The sequence below is a fragment of the Paraburkholderia bannensis NBRC 103871 genome, assembly GCF_000685015.1.
Classification (GTDB): Bacteria; Pseudomonadota; Gammaproteobacteria; order Burkholderiales; family Burkholderiaceae; genus Paraburkholderia; species Paraburkholderia bannensis.
The window spans coordinates 66,138-83,679 of the sequence record NZ_BAYA01000014.1 but is presented as its reverse complement, the minus strand read 5'-3'; the positions used below and the strand labels follow the sequence as shown (position 1 = coordinate 83,679).

At 63.6% G+C, this 17,542-nt stretch carries 11 protein-coding genes; 4 read left to right on the top strand and 7 right to left on the bottom strand.

From position 1 onward, the window contains the following. Positions 1 to 79: 79 nt before the first annotated feature. Both BBA01S_RS21465 and typA read right to left on the bottom strand, forming a co-directional pair. Positions 80 to 2,944 (bottom strand): 2-oxoglutarate dehydrogenase E1 component, encoded by a 2,865-nt coding sequence (locus BBA01S_RS21465; RefSeq protein WP_027818253.1) that lies wholly within the window; start codon positions 2,942 to 2,944, stop codon positions 80 to 82. Positions 2,945 to 3,306: 362 nt separating this feature from the next. Continuing rightward, positions 3,307 to 5,127, bottom strand: coding sequence for a translational GTPase TypA (gene typA / locus BBA01S_RS21460; protein ID WP_027818252.1), 1,821 nt, complete (start codon positions 5,125 to 5,127; stop codon positions 3,307 to 3,309). Between the two features lie 469 nt (positions 5,128 to 5,596). Here typA and BBA01S_RS21455 point away from each other — a divergent pair, with 469 nt between their 5' ends. The 4 genes from BBA01S_RS21455 (at position 5,597) to BBA01S_RS21440 (ending at position 10,780) form a co-directional block, all read left to right on the top strand. Beyond that, entirely contained in the window at positions 5,597 to 6,130 is a 534-nt protein-coding gene (locus BBA01S_RS21455; RefSeq protein WP_027818251.1) for a MarR family winged helix-turn-helix transcriptional regulator, read from the top strand. Positions 6,131 to 6,266: 136 nt separating this feature from the next. Beyond that, the gene (locus BBA01S_RS42100) at positions 6,267 to 7,856 is read left to right on the top strand and encodes an efflux transporter outer membrane subunit (RefSeq protein ID WP_084162431.1); all 1,590 of its coding nucleotides are present in this window, start codon (positions 6,267 to 6,269) and stop codon (positions 7,854 to 7,856) included. Positions 7,857 to 7,932: 76 nt separating this feature from the next. Continuing rightward, the gene (locus BBA01S_RS21445; protein ID WP_027818250.1) at positions 7,933 to 9,156 is read left to right on the top strand and encodes an EmrA/EmrK family multidrug efflux transporter periplasmic adaptor subunit; all 1,224 of its coding nucleotides are present in this window, start codon (positions 7,933 to 7,935) and stop codon (positions 9,154 to 9,156) included. 55 nt (positions 9,157 to 9,211) lie between these two features. Further along, the gene (locus BBA01S_RS21440) at positions 9,212 to 10,780 is read left to right on the top strand and encodes a DHA2 family efflux MFS transporter permease subunit (protein ID WP_027818249.1); all 1,569 of its coding nucleotides are present in this window, start codon (positions 9,212 to 9,214) and stop codon (positions 10,778 to 10,780) included. A 112-nt stretch (positions 10,781 to 10,892) separates the two neighbouring features. On the opposite strand, the gene truB is transcribed toward BBA01S_RS21440, so the two are convergent. From truB to rimP, 5 genes are all read right to left on the bottom strand, one after another. After that, positions 10,893 to 11,852: a tRNA pseudouridine(55) synthase TruB gene (truB, locus tag BBA01S_RS21435; protein WP_042297648.1), complete on the bottom strand. Its 960-nt coding sequence runs from the start codon at positions 11,850 to 11,852 to the stop codon at positions 10,893 to 10,895. Between the two features lie 10 nt (positions 11,853 to 11,862). After that, positions 11,863 to 12,228 carry a 30S ribosome-binding factor RbfA gene (gene rbfA / locus BBA01S_RS21430; RefSeq protein ID WP_027818247.1) on the bottom strand — a complete coding sequence of 122 codons (366 nt, stop codon included), beginning with the start codon at positions 12,226 to 12,228 and terminating at the stop codon, positions 11,863 to 11,865. A gap of 210 nt (positions 12,229 to 12,438) precedes the next feature. Next, positions 12,439 to 15,384, bottom strand: coding sequence for a translation initiation factor IF-2 (gene infB, locus BBA01S_RS21425; protein WP_027818246.1), 2,946 nt, complete (start codon positions 15,382 to 15,384; stop codon positions 12,439 to 12,441). A 177-nt stretch (positions 15,385 to 15,561) separates the two neighbouring features. Beyond that, positions 15,562 to 17,037: a transcription termination factor NusA gene (gene nusA / locus BBA01S_RS21420; RefSeq protein ID WP_027818245.1), complete on the bottom strand. Its 1,476-nt coding sequence runs from the start codon at positions 17,035 to 17,037 to the stop codon at positions 15,562 to 15,564. Further along, on the bottom strand, positions 17,034 to 17,492 hold the full coding sequence (gene rimP / locus BBA01S_RS21415) for a ribosome maturation factor RimP (RefSeq protein ID WP_027818244.1): 459 nt from the start codon (positions 17,490 to 17,492) through the stop codon (positions 17,034 to 17,036). Before rimP ends, nusA begins: the two co-directional genes overlap by 4 nt. Between the last annotated feature and the right edge of the window lie 50 nt (positions 17,493 to 17,542).

Genomic DNA, 17,542 nt, shown 5'->3' with positions numbered 1-17,542 from the left:
CGAACCGGGTCGCGCACGTGAGCGCGGGAAAGCGCGCTGTACGTTCGCACGCTTTCCCGGTTCGATTAGCTCAATGTGCTTACTTCGCGACCTGCGCGCCCTTCAGGCGGCCGAACGCACCTTCGATCAGCGCCTTCTGCTGCTCGTAGTGCTTCGCGTAGTAGCCAACAGCCGGCGAGGCCGAAGCAGGACGACCGCTGTATGCCAGCTTCATGCCTTCCTTCATGCCTTCCTTCAGGTGGTGCTCGATGTAGAACCACGGGCCTTGATTCTGCGGCTCGTCCTGCACCCAGACCACTTCGGTCGCGTTGTCGTACTTCTTCAGCTCTGCTTCGAACTGCTTGTGAGCGAACGGATAGAGCTGTTCGATACGGATGATCGCGACGTCGTTTGCCTTCGCTTCGCGGCGATGCGCGACGAGGTCGAAGTACACGCGGCCCGAACAGGCGACCACGCGCTTGACCTTCTTCGCGTCGATGGTTTCGTCCACTTCGCCGATGACCGGCTGGAACGAGCCCTTCGCGAGTTCGGACAGATCCGACACGGCTTCCTTGTGACGCAGCAGCGACTTCGGCGTGAAGATGATCAGCGGCTTGCGGAACAGACGGATCATCTGGCGGCGCAGCACGTGGAAGATCTGGGCCGGCGTGGTCGGCTGAACGACCTGCATGTTGTGCTCGGCGCACAGCTGCAGGAAACGCTCGATACGTGCCGACGAGTGCTCCGGACCCTGGCCTTCGTAGCCGTGCGGCAGCAGCATCGTGAGACCCGAAACGCGGCCCCACTTCACTTCGCCCGACGAGATGAACTGGTCGATCACGACCTGCGCACCGTTGACGAAGTCGCCGAACTGGCCTTCCCACGCGACGAGCGTGTTCGGCTCAGCCGTCGAGTAGCCGTATTCGAAGCCCAGCACTGCTTCTTCCGACAGCACCGAGTCGATCACCGTGAACTGCGCCTGGTTTTCGCCGATGTTTTGCAGCGGAATGTAGGTGCCGTCGTTCCAGCGCTCGCGGTTCTGGTCGTGCAGAACAGCGTGGCGGTGGGTGAACGTGCCGCGGCCCGAGTCCTGGCCCGTCAGACGAACCGAGTAGCCCGATGCGACCAGCGATGCGTACGCGAGATGCTCGCCCATACCCCAGTCGAGCTTCGCTTCGCCCTTGCCCATCGCACGGCGGTCGTTGACGACGCGCTCGACCAGCGGGTGAACCTTGAAGTTCTCGGGGATCGTCGTGATGCGTTCTGCGAGGCGCTTGAGTTCCGCGAGCGGCACTGCGGTGTCGGCAGCGTCGGTCCACTTGCGGTTCAGGAACGGCACCCAGTCCACCGCGTACTTGCTCTTGTAGTTCGAGAGCACCGGGTCGACCGTGTGGTGGCCTTCGTCCATCGCGGCGCGGTACGCCTTGACGTAGTTGTCGCCGTCTTCCGCCGTGATGACGCCCTGCTGCACGAGCTTTTCTGCGTAAAGCGCACGGGTGCCCGGGTGCTTCGCGATCGTCTTGTACATCAGCGGCTGCGTGACCGCCGGGGTGTCCTGCTCGTTGTGGCCGAGCTTGCGGAAGCAGATGATGTCGACGACGACATCCTTGTGGAACTGCGTGCGGAAGTCGACCGCGAGCTGGATCGCCAGCACGACCGCTTCAGGATCGTCGCCGTTCACGTGCAGCACCGGCGCTTCGATCATCTTGACCACGTCGGTGCAGTACAGCGTCGAGCGCGCATCGCGCGGATCCGACGTCGTGAAGCCGATCTGGTTGTTGATGACGATGTGCAGCGTGCCGTGCGTGCCGTAACCACGCGTTTGCGCGAGGTTCAGCGTTTCCATCACGACGCCCTGGCCTGCGAAGGCCGCGTCGCCGTGGATCTGCACCGGCAGCACCTGCAGGCCTTCTGCATCGCCGCGGCGATCCATACGTGCCTTCGCCGAACCCTCGACCACCGGGTTGACGATTTCAAGGTGCGACGGGTTGAACGCGAGCGACAGGTGAACCGGGCCGCCTTCGGTTGCGACGTCCGACGAGAAGCCCTTGTGGTACTTCACGTCGCCAGCCGGCAGGTCGTCGACGTGCTTGCCTTCGAATTCAGCGAACAGGTCAGCCGGCATCTTGCCGAGCGTATTGACGAGCACGTTCAGACGGCCACGGTGGGCCATGCCGATGACGATTTCCTGCACGCCCTTCGCGCCAGCGTGACGAACGACTTCGTCCATCGCAGCGATGAAGGATTCGCCGCCTTCGAGCGAGAAACGCTTCTGGCCGACGTACTTGGTGTGCAGGAAGCGCTCAAGACCTTCAGCAGCCGTGAGGCGCTGCAGGATGTGCTTCTTCTTGTCGTTCGAGAAGTTCGGCGTCGAGCGGATCGACTCGAGGCGTTCCTTCCACCAGCGCTTCTGCTCCGGATCGCTGATGTACATGTACTCGGCGCCGAGGGTGCCGCAGTACGTGTCGCGCAGTGCCTTGACGATCTCGCGCAGCGTCGCGCGCTCGAAACCGAAATACAGGTTCGTGGCGCTGAACGTCTGGTCCATATCGGCTTCGGTGAAGTCGTAGAACGCAGGTTCGAGTTCGGGAATAGGCGGGCGTTCGCGACGCTTGAGCGGATCCAGGTTGGCCCATTGCGAGCCCAGGAAGCGATATGCGCCGATCAGGGATTGAACGTAGACCTGCTTGCGAGCCGTTGCGAGATCTTCGCCGCCACCCTTGGGGACGAATGCATTGGCTTTTGCGCGCTGCGCAAACGACTCGACGATCGGGCCGTGAGCGACATCGCTGTCAGCGGAGCCACTCGATGACGGCACGTTTTGCAGTGCGTCAAAGTACTCGCGCCATTGGTCCGGAACGGACGCAGGGTTGTCAAGATATGCTTCGTATTGCTCTTCGACATACGGAGCATTGCCGCCGAACAGATAGGAGTTCAGCTGGAATTGCTTCATCGTTTCCGACATTTACGCTCACCTTTCTTCGAGTTTCTCGAGAAATAGCGGGTTACTCAACCTTCCGCGCCACGGCCTGACCGTTTAGCGGATTGCGAATCAAGTCTGCTTGGAAGGACCTAAATCATGCATCGGCGGAGCATAGCACATAAGTGATACTCCCCATAAGATGCAATGCGACACAACATCGCACGCAAACCCTTACTACATGGGGCTTTTGCGGCGCTTTGCAACATCAGCAACAGACTCTTCCGGCACCGCAGGGCAATCTCCGCGGTACTCGTAAAACGAATGCAAAAAAGCCGCCCAGACAGCGGCGGCTTTCTTGTTTTCTTACATGCATTGCAGTGCGCGAAAAAGTCTAGACAGCAAACTTATTCGGCTTCGCGGCTTGCGCGGCGACGCTCATGTTCCTTCAGGTGGCGCTTGCGCAGACGGATCGACTGCGGCGTCACTTCCACGAGTTCGTCGTCGTCGATGAATTCGACTGCGTACTCGAGCGACATCTGGATCGGCGGCACGAGGCGCACGGCTTCGTCGGTGCCCGAGGCGCGCACGTTGGTCAGCTGCTTGCCCTTGATCGGGTTCACGACAAGGTCGTTGTCGCGGCTATGGATACCGATGATCATGCCTTCGTACAGCGCGTCGCCCGGCTTCACGAACATGCGGCCGCGGTCCTGCAGCTTCCACAGTGCGTAAGCGACAGCTGCGCCGTCGTCCTGCGAGATCAGCACGCCGTTGCGGCGCTCGCCGAGCGTGCCTTCCTTGATCGGACCGTAAGCGTCGAACACGTGGCTCATCAGGCCCGTGCCGCGCGTGAGCGTCATGAATTCACCCTGGAAACCGATCAGGCCACGTGCCGGAATGCGGTACTCAAGACGCGTACGGCCCTGGCCATCCGACGCCATGTCGAGCATTTCGCCCTTGCGGCGGCCCAGTTCTTCCATCACGCCGCCCTGGTTGGCGTCTTCGACGTCAACGGTCAGCATTTCGTACGGCTCCTGCTTCACGCCGTCGACTTCGTGCAGCACCACGCGCGGACGCGAAACGGCCAGCTCGTAGCCTTCACGGCGCATGTTTTCGATCAGGATGGTCAGGTGCAGTTCGCCGCGGCCCGACACTTCGAACGTCGTTTCGTCGCCCGTGTCCTTCACGCGCAGCGCGACGTTGTGGTTCAGTTCCTTCGTCAGACGATCGCGGATCTGGCGGCTCGTCACGAACTTGCCTTCCTTGCCAGCGAGCGGCGACGAATTCACGAGGAAGTTCATCGTGAGCGTCGGCTCGTCGACCGTGATCATCGGCAGCGCTTCGGGGTTGTCCACCGCGCAGATGGTCGCGCCGATACCGATGTCTTCGATACCGTTGATCAACACGATGTCGCCGGCTTCAGCCGATTCGACCTGCACGCGCTCCAGGCCGCTGAACGCCAGCACCTGGTTGATCTTGCGGTTCATGACCTGGCCTTCCGGGCCAAAGCGCAGCGCAACCGGTTGACCCGGCTTGATGCGGCCACGCTTGATACGGCCCACGCCGATACGGCCAACGTACGCCGAGTAGTCGAGCGAGGTGATCTGGAGCTGCAGCGAGCCTTCCGGATCCGCGTCGCGAACCGGCACGTATTTCAGCACGGCGTCGAACAGGGGACGCATGTCGCCTTCGCGCGCGTCCGGCGACAGCGAAGCGTAACCATTCAGGCCCGAAGCGTAGACCACCGGGAAATCGAGCTGTTCTTCGGTCGCGCCGAGCTTGTCGAACAGGTCGAACGTCTGGTTGATCACCCAGTCGATACGCGCGCCCGGACGGTCGATCTTGTTGACGACGACGATCGGCTTGAGGCCAAGCGCCAGCGCCTTCTTGGTCACGAAGCGCGTTTGCGGCATCGGGCCTTCGACGGCGTCGACGAGCAGCAGCACCGAGTCGACCATCGACAGCACGCGCTCCACTTCACCGCCGAAGTCGGCGTGGCCCGGGGTGTCGACGATGTTGATGTGCGTGCCTTCGTACTCGACCGCGCAGTTCTTCGAAAGAATCGTGATACCACGCTCTTTTTCGATGTCGTTCGAGTCCATCACGCGCTCAGCGACCTGCTGGTTGTCACGGAACGTGGCGGTCTGACGGAGGAGCTGGTCGACGAGCGTGGTCTTGCCGTGGTCGACGTGGGCAATGATGGCGATATTGCGAAGGGCGCGGGACATAGGAACCTGGGTACAGTTGAGTGCGTCATGCGGGCTCGACGGCGGGCCTCACACTTGGGCTCGAACGCCGCCCCAGCCTGCTGCCGGAAGCCTCCGAAGACGCTTGCGGCGGGTTGGGTCGCGGGCCGATGCCATGTCGATTCCGAGTCGTTCCGGACAGCGAAACCGACTCGATTCGTCAGGGCTACCATGACGCACTTTTGGGAACCTGAAATTATAGCACGTGATGATGACTTGATCAGTCACATGATCGTGTATTCGCGATTGCGCCAGCAAAATTTGCAGCACCCGCGCCAGCACCCACGCAAAGCGGCGCCGCCCTGCCCGCCCGATTTTCTCATGCGCTTGCCTGCGCGATTAAGGCCCTACTTAGCAAAGGTTTCTCGACCCAGCGACAATAAACCTTGCCGCGTCAACTAACGAACCCTATAATGCCTGCCTGGTCAACCATTGCAGTTGCAGCAGAACCATGACGGATCCGACTCCCACGCCGCCGCCCGAAATCCGTGATTACGACCTCGGCGAAAGCGTTGGCTACCTGATTTCCCGCGTGCGCTCGTCCATGTCGAACCTGGTCACGCAACGCACCGTGGCGGAGCTTGGCGTCACCAGCCAGCAGGCCAGCGTCCTGTTCATGGTGGCGAGCGGCAAATGCGTGCTCGCCGCCGAACTGGCGCGCGAATACGGCATCGACGCCAGCGCCGTGACGCGTCTCGTCGACCGGCTCGAAAAGCGCGGCCTCCTGCAGCGCGTGCGCAGCTCCGAAGACCGCCGCGCCGTGCGCCTCGCGCTGACGCCCGAGGGCGAAGTCATCGCGGCGCGCATGCCGGCGATCTTCACGAGCGTGACCGACGAGCTTTCCAAAGGCTTCACCCCCGAGGAAGTCGGGTTCCTGAAGAGCATGTTGCGGCGGATTCTGGTCAATAGCTGCGAAGCTAACCAGAACGCCAATGCCGCCAACGCCACCGGCACGGCAGCAGGCCAGCCGTCGCAGGACGATTGACGCGCCGGCTGGCGTCAATTTTTTGCCAGATCGGTACGAACAATAGATGACGAGGCAGGCAATTTTGAAACCGTCGCACGGGAAAATAGCTGCACTGTCCAGTATCACCTCACCTTCTCACGCAACGAGACGAGCAATGACATCCCTAACCCAGTTTGCGCGCGCGCATACCTGTCGAGCAGCGGTGGCTACCGCGGTCGCGGCGCTCGCGCTTTCGGGCTGCGCAAACTACTTCGGCATCAAGAGCGACAAGACCATCGCGCAGCCGCAACAGTTCGAGTCCTCGCAGAGCATCCCGGCACAGGGCGGCCAGTGGCCCACGCTCGACTGGGCGCAGCAGTTCGGCGACCCGCAACTGCCGAAGCTGATCGACGAAGCGCTCGAAGGCAGCCCGAGCATCGCCCAGGCGCAGGCGCGCATCGCCAAGGCCTCGTCGTATATCGATACGTCGAAGTCGGCGCTCGCACCCAAGGTCAGCGCCAGCTATTCGTGGACGCGCGAGCTGTATTCGGCCAACGCGCTCTTCCCGCCTCCGTACGGCGGCACCTGGTTCAGCGAGAACAATGCGCTCGCCAGCGCGTCGTGGGATCTGGATTTGTGGGGCAAGAACCGTCAGCGCCTCGCGCAGGCCGTGTCCGAGCAGCGCGCGGCGCAAGCCGATATGGAGCAGGCGCGCGTGACGCTCGCCGCTTCGGTTGCGCGCACGTATAACCAGCTCGCGCAGCTCTACGCGCTGCGCGACATCGCCGCGCGCGAAATCGACAACCGCAAGACCATCGGCTCGATCACGAACGGTCGCGTGGTGGCGGGCCTCGACACCAACGTCGAGCGCCAGACGGCCAACGGCAATATCGCCACGAGCCAGGCAAACCTCACGCAGATCGACGGCCAGATCGAATCCGTGCGCTACCAGCTGGGCGCGCTGCTCGGCAAGGGCCCGGATCGTGGGCTGCAGATCGCCAACCCGGTGCTGAATCCGCTCGCGCAAGTGGCCCTGCCCGACAACCTGCCCGCCGATCTCGTGGCGCGCCGTCCGGACATCGTCGCCGCGCGCTGGCAGGTCGAAGCCGCGATGCACGACGTCAAGGAAGCGAAGGCTGAGTTCTACCCCGACGTGAACCTCGCCGCGGGCTTTGGTTTCGATGCATTCGGCTGGGGCAAATTCCTCAACTTCGCGAGCCGCCAGGCGCAGTTCGGCCCGGCCGTGCACCTGCCGATCTTCGATGCGGGCGCGTTGCGTGCGCAGTTGAAGGGCCGTTACGCCGACTTCGACCTGGACGTGGCGAACTACAACCAGACGCTGATCGGCGCGCTCCAGGACGTGGCGACCACGGTGTCGTCGATCCGCTCGGCCGACAAGCAACTGGTCGACGCGCAGAATGCGCTCGATGCTTCGACCAAGGCCTACCAGCTCGCGGTGATCCGCTACAAGGCGGGCCTGTCGGAGCAGTTGCAGGTGCTCAACGCCGACCAGAACCGCCTCGCTTCCGAGCAGACGGTGACGAGCCTCAAGGCCCAGCGCCGCGACCAGCAGATGGCGCTGATCAAGGCGCTCGGCGGCGGTTTCGATGCGCACAACGCGCACGACGTGAACCTCGTGGCGCCGTCGCAGGTCGGCAGCGACGCGAAGGAAGTAAAAGGCCAGAGCGACGTGAACGGCGGCCCGTGGCGCGATGCGCCGTGGACGGCGCCCGCTTCGTCGGTGCCTGCCACGGCCGCGAACTGAGCGCATGCAAGCCACGCGAACCACGCAAAAAGCCAATAACTGAACGAACAGCACGCAAGAATCCGGAGATCCTTCCATGAGCACCCCTCAGCAACCGGCAGCCAATCCGCAGCCGAACGCGAACAACGGCAAGCGCAAGCGCATGATGACGCTGCTTGTCCTCGTGATCGTGATTGCAGCCATTGCCTACGGCCTCTATTACTTCCTCGTCGCGCGCTTCTCGGAAAGCACCGACGACGCCTACGTCAACGGCAACGTCGTGCAGATCACCCCGCAGGTGACCGGCACGGTGATCGCGGTGAACGCCGACGACACGCAGACCGTCAAGATCGGCGACCCGCTCGTGCAGCTCGACCCGGCTGACTCGCGCATCGCGCTCCAGCAGGCCGAAGCCAACCTCGGCCAGACCGTGCGCCAGGTGCGCGGCCTGTTTGCCGATGACAGCCAGTACGAAGCGCAAGTGGCCGTGCGCCAGGCCGACCTCTCGCGCGCGCAGGACGACCTGCGCCGCCGTATGCAGGTCGCGCAGACCGGCGCGGTTTCGCAGGAAGAAATCTCGCACGCACGCGACACCGTGAAGAGCGCCGAAGCCGCACTCGACGCCGCCCAGCAGCAACTGGCCGCGAATCGCGCGCTGACCGCCAACACGACGATCGCCAATCACCCGAACGTGATGGCCGCCGCCGCCAAGGTGCGCGACGCCTACCTGACGAACGCGCGCAACACGCTGCCCGCGCCGGTCACGGGCTATGTCGCCAAGCGCTCGGTGCAGGTGGGCCAGCGCGTGTCGCCGGGTACGCCGCTGATGTCGGTGGTGCCGCTGAACGCCGTGTGGGTCGACGCGAACTTCAAGGAAGTCCAGCTCAAGCACATGCGTATCGGCCAGCCCGTCGACATGACGGCGGACGTCTACGGTTCGTCGGTGGTCTACCACGGCAAGGTGGTGGGCTTCTCGGCAGGCACGGGCTCGGCCTTCTCGCTGCTGCCGGCGCAGAACGCGACGGGTAACTGGATCAAGGTGGTGCAGCGCCTGCCGGTGCGTATCGCGCTCGATCCGGCCGACCTCGAAAAGCACCCGCTGCGCATCGGCCTGTCGATGCAGGTGGACGTGAACATCAAGGACGACACGGGCACGCAGCTCGGCAACGCGCAGAACACGGTCTACCAGACCAACGTGTTCGAGAAGTACGGCGACGAAGCCGATGCGGAAATCGCCCGCATCATCTCGGAAAACGCAGGCCCGGGCGCGAAGCAGGTCTCGTCGGCCAACGTGCGCGCGGCCAAGCCTGCGCGAAGCTGATATCAGCGACGCGACGTATCAAAGCCGCAATTAGCAGCACACAACAAAGCACTCAATGGCAGCAGCACAACAACCCGTCGTCCATCCGCCGCTGCAAGGCGCGCAGCTCGTGTTCGGCACCATCGCGGTCTCGCTCGCGGTGTTCATGAACGTGCTGGACACGTCGATTGCGAACGTGTCGATCCCGTCGATCTCCGGCGACCTGGGCGTCGCCTCCGATCAGGGCACATGGGTCATCACCTCGTTCGCGGTGGCCAATGCGATCTCGGTGCCGCTCACGGGCTGGCTCACCGAGCGCATCGGCCAGGTGCGCCTGTTCATGGCGTCGATCATTCTGTTCGTGATCTCGTCGTGGCTGTGCGGCCTCGCGCCCACGCTGCCCTTCCTGCTCGCCGCGCGCGTGCTGCAGGGCGCGGTGGCGGGCCCGATGATCCCGCTGTCGCAGACGCTCCTGCTCGCAAGTTATCCGCGCGCCAAGGCGCCCATGGCGCTATCGATGTGGTCGATGACCACGCTGATCGCGCCGGTGGCGGGCCCGATTCTCGGCGGCTGGATCTCGGACAACATCTCCTGGCCGTGGATCTTCTACGTGAACATTCCGGTGGGCATCGTCGCGGCGATCGCCACGTGGATGATCTTCCGCACCCGCGATTCGGTGATCCGCAAGGCGCCCATCGACGGCGTGGGTCTTGGCCTGCTGATCCTCTGGGTCGGCTCGCTGCAGATCATGCTGGACAAGGGCAAGGATCTCGACTGGTTCTCGTCGACGACGATCATCGTGCTCGCGCTGACCGCCGTGATTTCGTTCGCCTTCTTCGTGATCTGGGAGTTGACGGCGGCGCATCCGGTCGTCGATCTCTCGCTGTTCGCGCGGCGTAACTTCACGGGCGGCACGATCGCCCTGGCGGTGGGCTACGGCCTTTACTTCGGCAATCTCGTGTTGCTGCCGCTGTGGCTGCAAACGGATCTGGGCTACACCGCGACCGATGCGGGTCTCGTGATGGCGCCCGTGGGCTTCTTCGCGATCCTGCTCTCGCCGATCACGGGCAAGATCCTGCCTCGCACCGATCCGCGCTATATCGCCACCACCGCGTTCGTGGTGTTCGCGCTGTGCTTCTGGCTGCGCTCGCAGTACACGACCGGCGTAGACACATGGGCGCTCACGGTGCCCACGCTGATCCAGGGCATCGGCATGGCGGGCCTGTTCATTCCGCTGGTTTCGATCACGCTCTCGGGCCTGCCGGGTAACCGCATTCCGGCGGCCTCGGGCCTGTCGAACTTCGTGCGGATCATGTGCGGCGGCATCGGCACCTCGATCTTCGAAACCGCATGGGATCACCGCACGATCTTCCATCATGCGCGTCTGACCGAGCAGGCAACGCCGACCAACCCGGTGTTCAACCAGTCGATGCAGCAGATGCAGAGTTCCGTGGGGCTCGACCCGTCGCAGGCGCATGGCATGTTCGATCGCCTCGTGACGCAGCAGGCTGCCCAGCTTGGCGTGAACGATCTGTTCTGGGTTTCGTCGGTGATCTTTATCGTGCTGATCGGCCTGATCTGGATTACGCGTCCCGAGCGCGCAGGCAGCGCCGATGCAGGCGCGGCGGCTTCGGCGGCGCACTAAAGACGTCAAGCGTGCGCTCGAATCGAGCGCACCAACAAAAACGGCACGTCCGGTTCGAAACCGGCGTGCCGTTTTTTTATGGCCGACCTGGACGGCTAGCGCCGTCGTACGCTCAAACCGGAGCGCTCACCACCAGGCGTTCTGGCGCGAGCACACCGTTCGCGGCCTTCGCCACACCCAGCAACCTGCCGGCTTCGTCGTACACACGCACGCGATCGGCGGCCTCGCACTCGTTGCGGTCGAGCACCAGCGCGTTGAGCGGCAGGCGCTGACCATGCGTGAAGCGCCGCGCCGATTCGGCGTCGAGCGTCACGCGCGGGAACGTCGAAAGCAGCGCGTCCACCGGTTGCAGCCACGTATCGCGCGCGGGTTCGTCCATGGCCGTGAGCGCATCGAGCGTCACCGCATGGTCGAGCGTGAGTGCGCCCACGCCCGTGCGACGCAGCATCACGAGATGCGCGCCGCAGCCCAGCGTCTCGCCGATATCCTCGGCCAGCGTGCGCACATAGGTGCCCTTTGTGCACGTCACGCGGAAGGTCACGTCGGGCAACGCGCAGGCGATCATCTCGAGCGCAAGAATCGTCACCTGGCGGCCTTCGCGCTCGACGGTCTGGCCCGCCCGCGCGTACTCATAAAGCGGCTTGCCGTCGCGCTTGAGCGCCGAATACATTGGCGGAACCTGCACGATCTCGCCCAGAAAGCGCGCCATCGCTTCGCGCACGGCGGCTTCGTCGCAAGTCACTTCGCGCGTCTCGACCGCTTCGCCTTCGGCGTCGCCCGTCGTCGTGCGAATGCCCAGGCGCATGGTCGCTTCGTAGGTCTTGTCGGCTTCGAGCAAGTCCTGCGAGAACTTGGTCGCCTCGCCGAAGCACAGCGGCAGCAGGCCCGAAGCGAGCGGATCGAGCGTGCCCGTATGCCCCGCCTTCTTCACGCGATAAAGCCGCTTGGCGCGGATCAGCGCATCGTTGCTCGACAGGCCGACGGGCTTGTCCAGCAGCAGCACGCCGTCCAGCAGGCGGCGCGGCACCTTCGGACGAGCCTCGCCCGGGTTCTTCTTCGATGATGCAGTCATGCTGGCGAGATCAGTCGTCCTTCGCGCGCGAAGCGTTCGCTTCGTCGATCAGACGCGACATGGCCACGCCCTTCTCGACCGACTGGTCGTAGTGGAAATGCAGCGTCGGCACCGTATGGATATGCAGGCGCTTGAAGAGCTGGTTGTGCAGGTGGCCCGCGGCGTGGTTGAGCGCCTCCTGGGTCTGCTGCGGATCGCCCGTGAGCGTCGTGAAATAGACCTTGGCGTGTGCGTAGTCCGGCGTCAGCTCGACGCTCTGGATCGTCACGAGACCCACGCGCGGGTCTTTCACTTCGCGCATCAGTTCGGAAAGATCGCGCTGGATCTGGTCGGCGATCTGCACGTTGCGATTCGGGGAAGTACGTTTTTTCGGCATGATGATTCCACCTCTCTGGCGGCATTCGTTACGGCGCGCTGCAATCGATGACCGGACATTCCGGCGCGCGCGGCCGCGCAAAAAACTGTCGGACAAAAAACTGTCGGGCAAAAAACAAAGGGCGGGGCTGGCTAGCGCCCGCCCCGCCCCTTTTCGGGTAAGCCCGCGGCGGCCTCAAGGTCTTGAGGCCTGCCCGCGTGCGCCGCTGCATTACAGCGTACGCGCGACTTCCGTGATCTCGAACACTTCGAACTGGTCGCCTTCGACGATGTCGCTGAAGTTCTTGATCGACATACCGCACTCGAAGCCTTGCTTGACTTCCTTGACGTCGTCCTTGAAGCGCTTGAGCGAGTCGAGTTCGCCGGTATGGATGACCACGTTGTTGCGGATCACACGTACCGACGACGAACGCTTGACGAAACCGTCCGTGACCATACAACCCGCGACCAGACCAACCTTCGGCACGCGGATCACCTGGCGCACTTCGGCCATACCCGTCACCGTCTCGCGCTTCTCCGGCGCGAGCATGCCGGACATTGCCGCCTTCACCTCATCCACTGCGTCATAGATGATGTTGTAGTAGCGGATGTCGATGCCGTTCGCTTCGGCAACCTTACGCGCCTGTGCATCCGCACGCGTGTTGAAGCCGATGATGACTGCCTTCGAAGCCGTTGCCAGGTTGACGTCCGACTCGCTGATCGCACCGACCGCGCTGTGCACGATCTGCACGCGCACTTCGCTGGTCGACAGCTTGACGAGCGATTGCACCAGCGCTTCCTGCGAGCCCTGCACGTCTGCCTTGACGATGAGCGGCAGGTTCTGCACTTCGCCTTCCGTCATCTGCTCGAGCATGTTTTCGAGCTTCGCAGCCTGCTGCTTCGCCAGCTTCACGTCGCGGAACTTGCCTTGACGGAACAGGGCGATTTCGCGCGCCTTGCGCTCGTCCGGCAGGACGATGACTTCTTCGCCTGCACCCGGGACTTCCGACAGACCCTGGATTTCGACCGGGATCGACGGGCCAGCTTCCTTGGTCGGCTTGCCGGTTTCGTCGAGCATCGCACGCACGCGGCCGTAGGCGCTGCCTGCCAGCACGACGTCGCCACGGTTGAGCGTACCCGACTGGACGAGGATCGTTGCAACCGGGCCCTTACCCTTGTCGAGCTTCGCTTCGATGACGAGACCCTTGGCCGGCGCTTCGACCGGTGCCTTCAGCTCCAGCACTTCGGCTTGCAGCGAGACGTTTTCGAGCAGGTCGTCGATGCCCGCGCCCGTCTTGGCCGACACCGGCACGAACGGCGAATCGCCACCGTACTCTTCCGGCACGACGCCTTCAGCGACGAGTTCCTGCTTGACGCGCTCCGGATTGGCGTCCGGCTTGTCGATCTTGTTGATCGCCACGACGAGCGGCACACCCGCAGCCTTCGCGTGAGCGATTGCTTCCTTCGTCTGCGGCATCACGCCGTCGTCGGCTGCGACCACCAGGATGACGATGTCGGTTGCCTTCGCACCGCGAGCACGCATGGCCGTGAAGGCCTCGTGACCCGGCGTGTCGAGGAACGTGATGACGCCACGCGGCGTATCGACGTGGTATGCGCCGATGTGCTGCGTAATGCCGCCCGCTTCGCCCGCTGCAACCTTGGCGCGGCGGATGTAGTCGAGCAGCGAGGTCTTGCCGTGGTCGACGTGACCCATGACGGTGACGACCGGCGGACGCGGCAGTTGCTCGGCGTCCGTGACCGTGGACTGGCCTTCGACCAGCAGCGCTTCCGGATCGTCGAGCTTCGCAGCGACGGCGCGGTGGCCCAGTTCTTCGACAATGATCATTGCCGTTTCCTGGTCCAGCATCTGGTTGATGGTGACCATCTGGCCCATCTTCATCATCACCTTGATGACTTCCGACGCCTTCACGGACATCTTGTGCGCGAGGTCAGCCACCGTGATGGTTTCCGGCACGTGCACTTCGCGCACGATCGGCTCGGTCGGCGCCTGGAACGTCGATGCGCTGTCCTGGTGACGGCCGCGGCCCTTCGGGCCACCGCGCCAGCCGCGGTCAACGCCGCCCGACGAATCGCCACGCGTCTTGATGCCGCGGCGCTTCGACGCGTCGTCCTGCCAGCCGCCCTTGCCTGCGCCCGGCTTCTTGTTGCGGTCGCCCGCGCCAGCACCCGGTGCGCTCGTCGAAGGCGCTGCCGTGGTGGCAGGCTTCTTCGCGCCAGCGGCGCCAGCGGCCGGACGTGCAGCACCTTCCGGACGGGCCGGCTTGTGCAGCGTGCCCTTGGCTTCGGCAGGCTTGGCCGGCTCGACGGGCTTCGGCGGTTCGACCGCCTTGACCTGCGCCTTGCGCGGCGTGTTCATCATTTCGCGGATCGCGCGCGCTTCGGCTTCTGCAGCCGCACGGCGGCGAGCGATCTCTTCCTGTTCTTTCTGCGCCTTTTCGGCGGCTTCACGCGCGGCTACTTCGGCCTTCTGCGCGGCTTCGCGCTGCGCGGCGCGCTCGGCGGCGGCGCGGTCATCGTCTTGCTGTTGCTTCACTTCCTTCGCTTCTGCTTCGGCATTGCGCTGGGCAGCGACGGCCTGAGCGGCCAGTTCGCGCGCAGCGGCATCTGCCGCGGCCTTCTTATTGGCGGCCTCTTCTTCGGCACGGCGACGTTGCGCCTCGGCTGCTTCCTCGCGTTCGCGGCGCTCGGCCTCTTCACGCGCGAGCAACTCCTGACGCTCCTTGAGTTCCTGAGCCTGACGCTCCAGAAGCTCGGCCTCGCGGCGAGCTTCTTCTTCGCGGCGCTGCAGCTCCGCCTCTTCGGCGGCGGCTGCGGCGTCGGTGGCATGATTCGATGCCTCCGCCTGTTCGGCGGATTCGTCGCGGCGGACGAAAGTGCGCTTCTTGCGCACCTCGACCTGAATGGTGCGAGCCTTGCCCGTCGAATCGGACTGCTTGATTTCCGACGTATGCCGTTTCGTCAGCGTGATCTTGCGCTTGTCTGCATCAGTCGAGCCGTGAGACTTGCGCAAGTGGTCGAGCAGACGCGCCTTGTCCGTTTCGGACAAGGAGTCAGCTTCGCTCGCTTTCGTGACGCCCGCCGCCTGGAGCTGCTCAAGCAGCACGCCAGCAGGCATCTTCAGTTCCGCGGCAAATTGGGCTACGTTGTTACTCGCCATTCATTCCTCTTAATGCAAGGATCGATTCCTTGCGGTTGACATCGGGTCATGCGGCACCGTTTGCCCCGCGCTCGTACTGCTAGCTGCGGGGCGGCCGCGATCAGTTCAGTGGGTCATGGTCGCTTCCTGCTCGTCACGCCCTGGTGAATCATCGTGAGGGGATCGCTCCCCCGCAGATCATTCGAACCAGTGCTCACGTGCCTTCATGATCAACGCCTTGGCGGCGTCCTCTTCCATTCCCGTCATTTCGGTCAGTTCGTCCACGGCCAGCTCGGCGAGCTCGTCGCGGGTGTGAACTTCGTGCTGCGCCAGCTTCGCGAGCAGCTCCGGGTCGATGCCGTCCAGACTCTTGAGGTCCAGCGCGGCGCTTTCCACCTTTTCCTCGTTCGCGATGGCCTGCGTGAGCAGGGCGTCGCGCGCGCGGTTGCGCAGTTCGTGCACGGTGTCCTCGTCGAACGCTTCGATTTCCAGCATTTCGTTGAGGGGCACGTAGGCGATCTCTTCGAGGCTCGTGAAGCCTTCGTCGATCAGGATGTCGGCGACTTCCTCATCGACGTCGAGACGCGCCATGAACAGGTCGCGCAGCACCGTGCGCTCCTGGTTCTGCTTCTGCGCAGATTCGTCCGGCGTCATGATGTTGATTTGCCAGCCGGTCAGCTCGCCGGCAAGACGCACGTTCTGGCCGCTGCGGCCAATGGCGACTGCGAGTTCGCTTTCGTCGACGACAACATCCATCGAGTGCTTTTCTTCGTCGACGACGATCGACTGCACGGCAGCCGGCGCGAGCGCGCCGATCACGAACTGGGCGGGATCTTCCGACCATAGCACGATGTCGACGTTTTCGCCACCGAGCTCGTTACGCACAGCCTGCACGCGCGAGCCGCGAATGCCGACACAGGTGCCGATCGGATCGATACGCTTGTCGTAGGCCACCACGCCGATCTTGGCGCGAACGCCCGGATCACGCGCTGCCGCCTTGATCTCGAGAAGGCCTTGCTCGATTTCCGGCACTTCCATCTCGAACAGCTTCATCAGGAACTCGGGCGCCGTGCGCGAGAGTTCGATCTGCGGGCCGCGCGCAGTGCGGTCGACCTTGCCGATCCAGGCGCGCACGCGGTCGCCCACGCGCAGGTTTTCCTTCGGAATCAGCTGGTCGCGGCGCAGCAGCGCTTCGACACGGCCCGATTCAACGATGAAATTGCCCTTGTCCATGCGCTTGACCGTGCCGGTCATGATGCTTTCGCCGCGCTCAAGGAAGTCGTTCAGGATCTGTTCGCGCTCAGCGTCACGAACCTTCTGCAGAATGACCTGCTTGGCAGCCTGCGCGCCGATACGGCCGAACTCGACCGACGGCACCGGCTGCTCGATGAACTCGTCGATTTGCGCGTCGGCGTTCTGCTCGCGAGCTTCGAACAGGAGAATCTCCTGATCCGGCTCCTGCAGACCTGCCTCGTCCGGCACGACGCGCCAGCGACGAAACGTTTCGTGCTCGCCGCTTTCACGGTCGATATGCACACGGATGTCCGCATCCTCGTCGAAGAGTTTCTTGGAGGCCGACGCAAGCGCCGCTTCAAGGGCGGCAAACACCACGTCCTTGTCGACATTTTTCTCGCGTGCCAGCGCATCCACCAGCATCAACACTTCGCGACTCATTGTTTGCGGCTCCTAAAGTCAACTTTGGGGATCAGACGGGCTTTATCGATGTCCGCGAGCGTGAAATCGAGCATCGCAGGCCCCGCCTTCCCTTCGAATTCCAGACCGATGGTTTCGCCTTCCGGGGCATGCACGATGCCGCGGTACGATTTCCGTCCGTCCAATGGCTTTTTCAACGTGATGACCGCTTCGCAGCCCGCGAAGCGTTCGAAGTCCGCCAGTTTCCTCAGCGGACGGTCGAGGCCGGGCGACGAGACCTCAAGACGTTCGTAGTCGATGTTCTCGACAAACAGAACGTGTTGCAGCTGACGCGTGACCTTCTCGCAGTCCTCGATCGCGATACCCGCAGGCTGATCGATGTAGATGGCCAGCATGCCGCGCCCGGTGCGCTCGAGGTCGACCAGCTCGTAACCGAGCCCGGTGACCGTGGTTTCAATCAGTTCCGTCAGTTGCACAATGCCCACTCCAGATGTTCGCGCAGCGAGCCGGCAACTTCCTGTGATTC

What these genes read in the sequence shown, in the direction of transcription:
- BBA01S_RS21465 (WP_027818253.1), bottom strand. Translation starts at nt 2,944, where the DNA reads ATGTCGGAAACGATGAAGCAATTCCAGCTGAACTCCTATCTGTTCGGC.
- typA (WP_027818252.1), bottom strand. Translation starts at nt 5,127, where the DNA reads ATGTCCCGCGCCCTTCGCAATATCGCCATCATTGCCCACGTCGACCAC.
- BBA01S_RS21455 (WP_027818251.1), top strand. Translation starts at nt 5,597, where the DNA reads ATGACGGATCCGACTCCCACGCCGCCGCCCGAAATCCGTGATTACGAC.
- BBA01S_RS42100 (WP_084162431.1), top strand. Translation starts at nt 6,267, where the DNA reads ATGACATCCCTAACCCAGTTTGCGCGCGCGCATACCTGTCGAGCAGCG.
- BBA01S_RS21445 (WP_027818250.1), top strand. Translation starts at nt 7,933, where the DNA reads ATGAGCACCCCTCAGCAACCGGCAGCCAATCCGCAGCCGAACGCGAAC.
- BBA01S_RS21440 (WP_027818249.1), top strand. Translation starts at nt 9,212, where the DNA reads ATGGCAGCAGCACAACAACCCGTCGTCCATCCGCCGCTGCAAGGCGCG.
- truB (WP_042297648.1), bottom strand. Translation starts at nt 11,852, where the DNA reads ATGACTGCATCATCGAAGAAGAACCCGGGCGAGGCTCGTCCGAAGGTG.
- rbfA (WP_027818247.1), bottom strand. Translation starts at nt 12,228, where the DNA reads ATGCCGAAAAAACGTACTTCCCCGAATCGCAACGTGCAGATCGCCGAC.
- infB (WP_027818246.1), bottom strand. Translation starts at nt 15,384, where the DNA reads ATGGCGAGTAACAACGTAGCCCAATTTGCCGCGGAACTGAAGATGCCT.
- nusA (WP_027818245.1), bottom strand. Translation starts at nt 17,037, where the DNA reads ATGAGTCGCGAAGTGTTGATGCTGGTGGATGCGCTGGCACGCGAGAAA.